9 protein-coding genes are annotated in these 7624 nt (G+C 67.7%); all 9 read right to left on the bottom strand.

Features of this window, described 5'->3' with window-relative positions:
- Positions 1 to 143 precede the first annotated feature (143 nt).
- Entirely contained in the window at positions 144 to 944 is an 801-nt protein-coding gene (locus QMX81_RS12895; protein ID WP_282262019.1) for a prolyl oligopeptidase family serine peptidase, read from the bottom strand.
- A 67-nt stretch (positions 945 to 1011) separates the two neighbouring features.
- The gene (locus QMX81_RS12890; protein WP_282262018.1) at positions 1012 to 1278 is read right to left on the bottom strand and encodes a hypothetical protein; all 267 of its coding nucleotides are present in this window, start codon (positions 1276 to 1278) and stop codon (positions 1012 to 1014) included.
- Positions 1279 to 1291: 13 nt separating this feature from the next.
- Positions 1292 to 2653 carry a magnesium transporter gene (mgtE, locus tag QMX81_RS12885; protein WP_088432828.1) on the bottom strand — a complete coding sequence of 454 codons (1362 nt, stop codon included), beginning with the start codon at positions 2651 to 2653 and terminating at the stop codon, positions 1292 to 1294.
- Between the two features lie 129 nt (positions 2654 to 2782).
- A complete protein-coding gene (gene ptsP / locus QMX81_RS12880) occupies positions 2783 to 4504 on the bottom strand; it encodes a phosphoenolpyruvate--protein phosphotransferase (RefSeq protein ID WP_282262016.1) in 1722 nt (573 codons plus the stop codon).
- Positions 4505 to 4563: 59 nt separating this feature from the next.
- Positions 4564 to 4833: an HPr family phosphocarrier protein gene (locus tag QMX81_RS12875; protein ID WP_121043139.1), complete on the bottom strand. Its 270-nt coding sequence runs from the start codon at positions 4831 to 4833 to the stop codon at positions 4564 to 4566.
- Positions 4826 to 5218, bottom strand: a complete 393-nt coding sequence (locus QMX81_RS12870; RefSeq protein ID WP_019185401.1) for a PTS sugar transporter subunit IIA — start codon at positions 5216 to 5218, stop codon at positions 4826 to 4828. The genes QMX81_RS12875 and QMX81_RS12870 overlap by 8 nt, the downstream gene beginning before the upstream one ends.
- A 106-nt stretch (positions 5219 to 5324) precedes the next feature.
- Positions 5325 to 6221 (bottom strand): RNase adapter RapZ, encoded by an 897-nt coding sequence (gene rapZ / locus QMX81_RS12865; protein ID WP_183073811.1) that lies wholly within the window; start codon positions 6219 to 6221, stop codon positions 5325 to 5327.
- Positions 6218 to 7168 (bottom strand): HPr(Ser) kinase/phosphatase, encoded by a 951-nt coding sequence (hprK, locus tag QMX81_RS12860; RefSeq protein ID WP_019185403.1) that lies wholly within the window; start codon positions 7166 to 7168, stop codon positions 6218 to 6220. Before hprK ends, rapZ begins: the two co-directional genes overlap by 4 nt.
- Complete coding sequence (locus QMX81_RS12855; RefSeq protein ID WP_088432825.1) at positions 7165 to 7617, bottom strand: PTS sugar transporter subunit IIA; 453 nt, start codon at positions 7615 to 7617, stop codon at positions 7165 to 7167. Before QMX81_RS12855 ends, hprK begins: the two co-directional genes overlap by 4 nt.
- Between the last annotated feature and the right edge of the window lie 7 nt (positions 7618 to 7624).

Genomic DNA, 7624 nt, shown 5'->3' with positions numbered 1-7624 from the left:
GGCCGGCTCCACGGAGCGTCTGCGATCACGAACAGCATGGCGCGATGACGGAATGTTGCAGAGCCGGCCAGCGGCCGGCACTACCTGAAGCTGCGAGGATTTCTGCAGAGCCGGCCAGCGGCCGGCACTACCGAAAATGCCCATCATCGCTTCTGCGCGAACAGCCACGCCCACATCGCCGCATCGGCATAGGTGGCGTCCCAGGCGTTGTGGTTTCCTTCGGGGTACTCGGTGTAACGCACATCCTTCGCGCCGGCCTGCTGGAACGCGGCGTGCAGCTTGCGGTCGTCGTCCGGCGGCACCACGTCGTCCAGCGCGCCATGGAACATCCAGATCGGGACGTCGCGCAGGCGCTGGGCAATGGCGGCGTACGGATCGCTCTGGCCGGCCACGGCCTCCACCTGCAGGTCCGGGCGGCTCTGGTGTGGGGACAGCACCGCGCCGCAGACCGGCACGATCGCGGCGAAGCGCTGTGGCGCGTCCAGCGCGATGTTCCAGCTGCCGTAGCCGCCCATCGACATCCCGGTCAGGTATTGGCGCTGCGGGTCGGCACCAAACTCGGCAATCGCGGCATCCAGTGCGGCCAGCGCGATGCGGTTGTTCTCGCCGGACCACTCCTGGTCATCCGGCGTCTGCGGCAACACGACCAGCGCGGGGAAGGTGGAGGCGTGCTGGCGCAGGTACGGCCCCAGCCCGGCCTGGGTCTGGCGGCGGCCGTCGCGGCCACGCTCACCGGAGCCATGCAGGAACAGCACCACCGGCAGTTCGCCGCGTGAGGCGGCGGCGTTGCGCGGCACGAATACCTGGTAATACGCGGTCTGCCCATCCACTTTCACCGCACGGCCGACGAACTGGCCACCGGAGCCAGCCGGGGTGCTCGCACAGCCGGCCACCGTCATCATCGCCACCGCCCACAGCAGCCATCCACCCCAGCGTCGTGCCATTGTCGTGCCCTGATTGAAATCGTTTTCAGTCTAGGCCCGGTTGTGCGCCGGAGCATCTTGCAGTGCATCAGTGCGGGCGCGGTGCCGCGGCGAGGATGTCCAGCTGTTCGATCGCCTCGGGGTGACCGTCGGCGGCGGCCGCCTGCACCTGCGCCAGGCTGGGGTGGGCCACCAGCAGGATCGGGTTCTCGCACTGCGGGCAGTCGAACTGCGCTTCGTCTTCGTGCAGTTCCATCGGCATCTGCCGCGCGCTGCCCTGCCATTCGCAGGCGGCGCAGGTATACGTCGCGTCGCGCCAGCCGGGCTGGAAATAGTTGTCGAGGGTCAGGGCCATGCGGGGTCCAGGGTCAGTGCAGGAGGATCAGGCTGGCCAGGCCGAGGAAGCTGAAGAAGCCCATGACGTCGGTGACAGCGGTCACCACTACGGTGCCGGCCACGGCCGGATCCACGTTCATGCGCTTGAGCAGCAGCGGCAGCAGGACGCCGGCCAGGGCAGCCGCGCAGAAGTTGATGATCAGCGCCATCGTGATCACCAGCGAGAGCAGGAAGCTGTGGAACCAGAGGTAGGCGATGATGCCGACCACGGTGCCGATCAGGGTGCCGTTGATCAGCGCGACCCGCGATTCCTTCCACAGCAGGATGCGTGCGTTGCTCTGGCCGACCTGGCCCAGCGCGATGCCACGCACCATCAGGGTCAGCACCTGCACGGCGGCATTGCCGCCCACGCCGGCCACGATCGGCATCAGCACGGCCAGCGCCACCACTTTCTGCAGGGTCAGCTCGAACTGGCCGATCACGCTGGCCGCCAGGAACGCGGTGCACAGGTTGATGCCCAGCCAGACCACGCGGCCGCGCACGGCGCGCTTGATCGGCGAGAACAGATCTTCTTCTTCGTCCAGGCCGGCGGCGCCCAGCGCCTGGTGCTCGGCCTGCGACCGGATGATGTCGACCACGTCATCGATGGTGATGCGGCCGAGCAGGATGTTGTTGTCGTCCACCACCGGGGCGGAGACCCAGTCATGATCGGAGAACTGGCGCGCGACTTCATCGGCGCTCTCGCCGACATCGATCGCCGGCTGCTCGTCATCGATCAGGCGGTTGATCGGGGTGTTGTCTTCGTGCGTCACCAACGCGGCCAGCGACAGGCGGCCCAGGTACTGATGGCGGCGGCTGACCACGAACAGGTGATCGGTGTGGTCGGGCAGTTCGCCGCGCAGGCGCAGGTAGCGCAGCACCACATCGACATTGACGTCGGCGCGCACGGTCACCACGTCCGGGTTCATCAGGCGGCCGGCGCTGTCCTCGGGATACGACAGCACCTGCTCGAGCCGCTCGCGGTTCTCGCGGTCCATCGACTTGAGCACTTCATCGATGACCGTGTCCGGCAGGTCTTCGACCAGATCGGCAAGGTCATCGATGTCCAGGTCTTCGACCGCGGCGATGATCTCGTCCGGGTCCATGTCGGCCAGCAGGCTTTCGCGCACTTCCTCGCCGACGTGGACCAGCACCTCGCCGTCGTCTTCCGGATCGACCAGGCCCCAGACAATCTCGCGCTTGCCCGGGGGCAGCGATTCGAGCAGGTTGCCGATTTCCGCCGGCGCCAGGGTGTTGACCAATCGACGGACCGGACCCAACCGCCCGCTGTCCAGTGCATCGGACAACAGCCGCAGCTGGCGCGCCGTCTTGTCGTGGCGTACGGCTTCGGCCATGCGCAGCTCCTGCGGAAAAAGAAAAGGCCGCTATCCGGTAGAGGATGCGGCATGGGCGGTGGTCACCGCGTCATTATCGCGCGCTTACATGTCAATCCGGTAGGCCATCACCGTAGGCGATGGCAACCGTCATGCCGTCGCCAGGCTCGCCTTCTCGATCCAGCGTTCGATACCGCGGCGGTCGCGTGCCTGCAGCAGCTTGGGCGCCATTGCCTGCAGCACCGACAGATCGCTCTCGCGCACCGCGCGGCGCACTTCCAGCAGGGTGCCGGGGTGCAGGCTGAATTCCGTCAGGCCCAGGGCCAGCAGCAGGCGGGTCATCAACGGGTCGCCGGCGATCTCGCCGCAGACCGCCACCGGAATGTTGTACGCCTGGCCGGTGCGCAGGATGTGCGCGAGCAGGCGCACTACCGCCGGGTGCAGCGGCGAGTACAGCTCGCCGACCGCCTCGTTGTTGCGGTCGGCGGCGAGCAGGTACTGGACCAGATCGTTGGTGCCGATCGAGAGGAAGTCGACCAGATCGATGAAACTCTCCAGCGCGATCGCGGCGGCCGGCACTTCGATCATCGCGCCGAACGGGATGTGCTCGGCCACTTCGTGGCCTTCCGCGCGCAGCAGTTCGGCCTGCCTGGCCAGGCGCCGGCGGACCGCAAGGATTTCCTCGCGGGTGCTCACCATCGGGATCAGGATGCGCAGCTTGCCGTAGGCCGAGGCGCGCAGGATCGCGCGCAGCTGGGTGTCGGCCACCTTCGGCCGCGCCAGCGACAGGCGCACGCCACGCAGGCCCAGCGCCGGGTTTTCTTCGTTGCTCAGGGTCAGCCCGGTGCGGTCGGCCTTGTCCGCGCCCAGATCCAGGGTGCGGATGGTGACCGGCCGCCCGCTCATGCCGAGGGCGGCATCGCGGTAGGTTTCGAACTGCTCCTGCTCGTCCGGCAGCTCGTTGCGCTGCAGGAACAGGAATTCGGTGCGGTACAGGCCCAGCCCGTGCGCGCCCAGCGCATGCGCCTGGGTGACGTCTTCGCTGGACTCGGCATTGGCGAGCAGGGCGATATCGACGTTGTCGCGGGTGCGGCTGGGTTTGGTGCGCAGGCGCCCGAGTTCACGCTGCTCGCGCGCGTGCTCGCGCAGGCGCACGCGGTAGTCGCGCAGGTCCTGTGCCTGGGGGTTGATGGTGACCGTGCCATCGCTGCCGTCCATGATCAGCACGTCGCCATCGGCGACCTTCTGCAGCACGTTCGGGACGTTGACGATCAACGGCAGGTGCAGGCTGCGCGCCAGGATCGCGCTGTGCGAGAGCGCGCTGCCCCCGGCGGTGACGATGCCGACCACACCGTGGGCCTGCAGCTGGGCCAGCTCGGAGGGGGCGATGTTGTCGCAGATCAGGATCTCGCCGGCCATGCCTTTGACGTCCGGCGGGCGCTTCTGCAGGAAGGCATGGATGCGCCCGATCACATGGTCCAGATCGTCCATGCGGCTCTTCAGGTAGGCATCGTCCATGCCATCGAAGACCTTGGCCAGGCGGTCGCGCTGCACGCGCAAGGCGTAGCCGGCGCTGTACGGGCCACTGCGGATCAGTTCGTCCAGGCCGAACAGCAGCTCGGGGTCATCGAGCAGCAGGGCATGCAGATCGAGGAATTCGCCGACCTCCTGGTTGAGCGCGCCATGCAGGCGCTGGCGCAGCTCGTGCATTTCGCCACGGGCCGCTTCCACGGCCACGTGCAGGCGCTCCAGCTCAGCCTCGATCTTGGCCGGCGCAATGCGCTGCTCGGCCACTTCCAGGGCATGCGGCAGGCGCACCCGGGCACGGCCCAGGGCGTTACCGCGCGAGGCACCGTGGCCGGACAACAGCATCGCCCCGGACGCGGTCCGGGCCGGTGCGGAGGATCCCGATCGCGGCTGCCCCCCCATGCTCAGTTGTCCTCGTCGAAACGCCGCTCGAACAGGGCGACCACCGCGTCCATCGCGGCGACTTCGTCTTCGCCCTCGATGCGCACGGTGACCGGGGTGCCCTGGCCGGCGGCCAGCAGCATGACGCCCATGATGCTCTTGGCATTGATCTCACGGCCTTTGGCGGCCATGGTCACGTTGCAGCGGAAGGGCGCCAGCTCCTGCACCAGCTTGGCAGTGGCGCGGGCATGCAGGCCCAGGCGGTTGGAAACAGTGAGTTCACGTTCAAGCATCGTCGACAATCGCTCCATTGCGAGTGCCTGCCGCGGCTGTGGCAGGCAGTTGATCCAGTCCCTGTTCCGGATAATTCATCACCCGCATCAACATCGGCAGGCTCAGCGCCGAAACCCGGCGTGCCGGGGTGCCCAGACGAGCCAGTTGCCCGGCCAGATTGCTGGGGCTGGCGCCGTACAGGTCGGTCAGGATCAGCACGCCCTGGCCACTGTCCACCCGGCGCAAAGCGGCCGAGGCGAGCGGGAGCAGGACGTCCATATCTGCGTCGAACGGTACTTCGAAAGCTTCGGTCTTCAGCGGCAGGTGCCGCAGCAGACGGGTCGCCACGTCCAGCAGGGCCGTGCCGACACCGGGATGAGTTACGAGGAGAATGCCACAGGTCATTCCCGAACGTTAACAGGTCAACATGAATTGGCGATAGCACGCGTGAAAGACTGCTGTGTTCCGCGGTTCAGCGTGTCGATGCCGGCCGCCGCCGGCAGTGCCGTTTTCAGTCCAGTTCGCGGTGGAAAGTGGCCACTTCCGGCCAGCCCTGGTCACGGGCATGGCGGGCCATGCGCTCGGCCATGTACACCGAGCGGTGCTTGCCGCCGGTGCAGCCGAAGGCGACGGTCACATAGCTGCGGGTGTCATTGCCCAGCCGCGGCAGCCAGGTATCCAGGAAATCGACCAGCTGGCCGGCGTAGCGCTGCACATCGGGCTGTTCGTCCAGGTGCTCGCGCACGCCGGCATCGCGGCCGGACAGCGGGCGCAGCTCCGGGTCCCAATGCGGATTGGGCAGCACGCGCACGTCGAACACGAAGTCCGCTTCGGCCGGCACGCCGCGCTTGTAGGCGAACGATTCGAACAGCAGCGAGAGCTTGTTGCCGTGGGCCAGCGCGAACTCGGTCACCACCTTGCGGCGCAGCTGGTGCACGTTGAGGTGGCTGGTGTCGATCACCGCATCGGCGGCGGCGCGCAGCGGCGCGGTGAGTTCGCGCTCGCGGGCGATCGCTTCGGGCAGCGACAGCCCGAGCTGGCTCAGCGGATGCCGGCGGCGGGTGTCGGCGTAGCGCTTGAGCAGGGTTTCATCGGTGGCATCGAAGAACAGCAGCTGCGCATCCAGGCCGGCCGCCTTGGCATCTTCGCGCCAGTGCGAGAGCTGGGTCAGGTCACTCTGCGCGCGCACGTCGATGCCGACCGCCAGCCGGCGCGGGGCCTCGCGGCCCGGATCACCGAGCAGGCTGCGCACGAAATCCGGCAGCAGGTCGATCGGCAGATTGTCCGAGCAGTAGTAATCGAGATCTTCGAAGGTCTTCAGCGCGACCGTCTTGCCGGACCCGGACAGGCCACTGACGATGATCAGGGTGGCGGCGGTCGGGGCGGAGGCGGGGGCGGGTGTGGTCATGGCGTGCGGCGTTCCAACATATTGCTGTGGCGGGCGATGAACATCGCGGCCGGGTCGATGCCCTTGGTCCGCAGGATGTGCAGGCGCGTGGCGGCTTCGGTCAGCACGGCCAGGTTGCGGCCGGGCATCACCGGCAGGGTGATCAGCGGCACATCCAGGTCCAGCACGTGGCGGGTACCCGAGTCGCCGGTCAGGCGTTCATAGCCGTAGGGGGTGGGTTCGGTCATCGGCTTGGTCAGGTGGACGATCAGCCGAAGGTACTTGTTCTTCTTTACCGCCGTGTCACCGAACATCTCGCGCACGTTGAGCACGCCCAGGCCGCGGACTTCCAGCAGGTCCTGCAGCAGCTCCGGGCAGGTGCCGTCGAGCACGTCCGGGGCGATCTGGGTGAACTCGGGGGCATCGTCGGCGACCAGGCGGTGGCCACGGCTGAGCAGCTCCAGCGCCAGCTCGCTCTTGCCCGAGCCGGCTTCCCCGGTGATCAGCACGCCGATGGAATAGATCTCCATGAATACGCCATGCAGGATCACCCGCGGCGCCAGCGTGCGCGCCAGGTGGTAGGACAGGTGGTTGAGCAGTTCGTGGCCGCGTTTGGGTGAAATCCACAGCGGGGTCTGCGATTCGTCCGCGGCGGCGCGCAGGTCTTCCGGGCAGGACTGGTTGCGGGTGATCACCAGCGCCAGCGGATGGGACTGCATGATCCGCTCGATGGTCTCCCAGCGCTGGCGTGAGTCCAGCGAGTCCAGCCAGGACAGTTCCTCCGTCCCCAGGATCTGCACTTTGTTGGGGTAGATCGCGTTGAGGTAGCCGGCCAGCGAGGGGCGGCGAGAGACCTTGTTGCCGGCCTCCAGCTCACGGCGCTCGCCCTGCTGGCCGGCGACCCAGCGCAGGCTCAGGCGGTCACGCTGCTGTTCGAACAGTTCGCGCGCGGTGATGCTGGTATTCATGCGGCACTCGCCGGCGGGGGGAATTCGATGACCCGACGCAACGCGTCGCCGTCGCGCGCTTCGCGCAGCGCCTGGCGGATGGCCGGCTCGGAGAACAGCTCAGCCAGCTCGGAGAGCAGCATCAGGTGTTGATGGGTGTAGTGCGCAGGGACGGCAATCGCGAAAACCAGGTCGACCGGTTCATCGCCGCCGAATTCCACCGGCGATTCCAGCCGCAGCAGGGCGCCGCGGGGGCGTTCAAGCAGGGGGGCACGACCGTGCGGAATGGCGATGCCGTGGCCGATGGCGGTGCTGCCCAGCGTCTCGCGCTGGCACAGGTTCTGGTACAGCAGCTCGGCGTTGGCTTCGCGGCAGGCCAGCAGACGGGCTGCGGCCTTCAGCACGCTGTCGCGATCGGCGGCCGGCAGCACTTGCGTGCGGACGGCCGCCAGAAGATCAGTCAGAGGCATGTCGGGG

This window comes from Stenotrophomonas sp. PS02301 (genome assembly GCF_029959485.1).
Classification (GTDB): domain Bacteria; phylum Pseudomonadota; class Gammaproteobacteria; order Xanthomonadales; family Xanthomonadaceae; genus Stenotrophomonas; species Stenotrophomonas maltophilia_Z.
This window is presented reverse-complemented; position numbering and strand designations above follow the sequence as displayed.

Excerpts from the sequence above, each read along its gene's own strand:
- hprK (WP_019185403.1), bottom strand. The coding sequence starts at position 7,168 with ATGAATACCAGCATCACCGCGCGCGAACTGTTCGAACAGCAGCGTGAC.
- QMX81_RS12895 (WP_282262019.1), bottom strand. The coding sequence starts at position 944 with ATGGCACGACGCTGGGGTGGATGGCTGCTGTGGGCGGTGGCGATGATG.
- ptsP (WP_282262016.1), bottom strand. The coding sequence starts at position 4,504 with ATGCTGTTGTCCGGCCACGGTGCCTCGCGCGGTAACGCCCTGGGCCGT.
- QMX81_RS12890 (WP_282262018.1), bottom strand. The coding sequence starts at position 1,278 with ATGGCCCTGACCCTCGACAACTATTTCCAGCCCGGCTGGCGCGACGCG.
- mgtE (WP_088432828.1), bottom strand. The coding sequence starts at position 2,653 with ATGGCCGAAGCCGTACGCCACGACAAGACGGCGCGCCAGCTGCGGCTG.
- QMX81_RS12870 (WP_019185401.1), bottom strand. The coding sequence starts at position 5,218 with ATGACCTGTGGCATTCTCCTCGTAACTCATCCCGGTGTCGGCACGGCC.
- QMX81_RS12875 (WP_121043139.1), bottom strand. The coding sequence starts at position 4,833 with ATGCTTGAACGTGAACTCACTGTTTCCAACCGCCTGGGCCTGCATGCC.
- rapZ (WP_183073811.1), bottom strand. The coding sequence starts at position 6,221 with ATGACCACACCCGCCCCCGCCTCCGCCCCGACCGCCGCCACCCTGATC.
- QMX81_RS12855 (WP_088432825.1), bottom strand. The coding sequence starts at position 7,617 with ATGCCTCTGACTGATCTTCTGGCGGCCGTCCGCACGCAAGTGCTGCCG.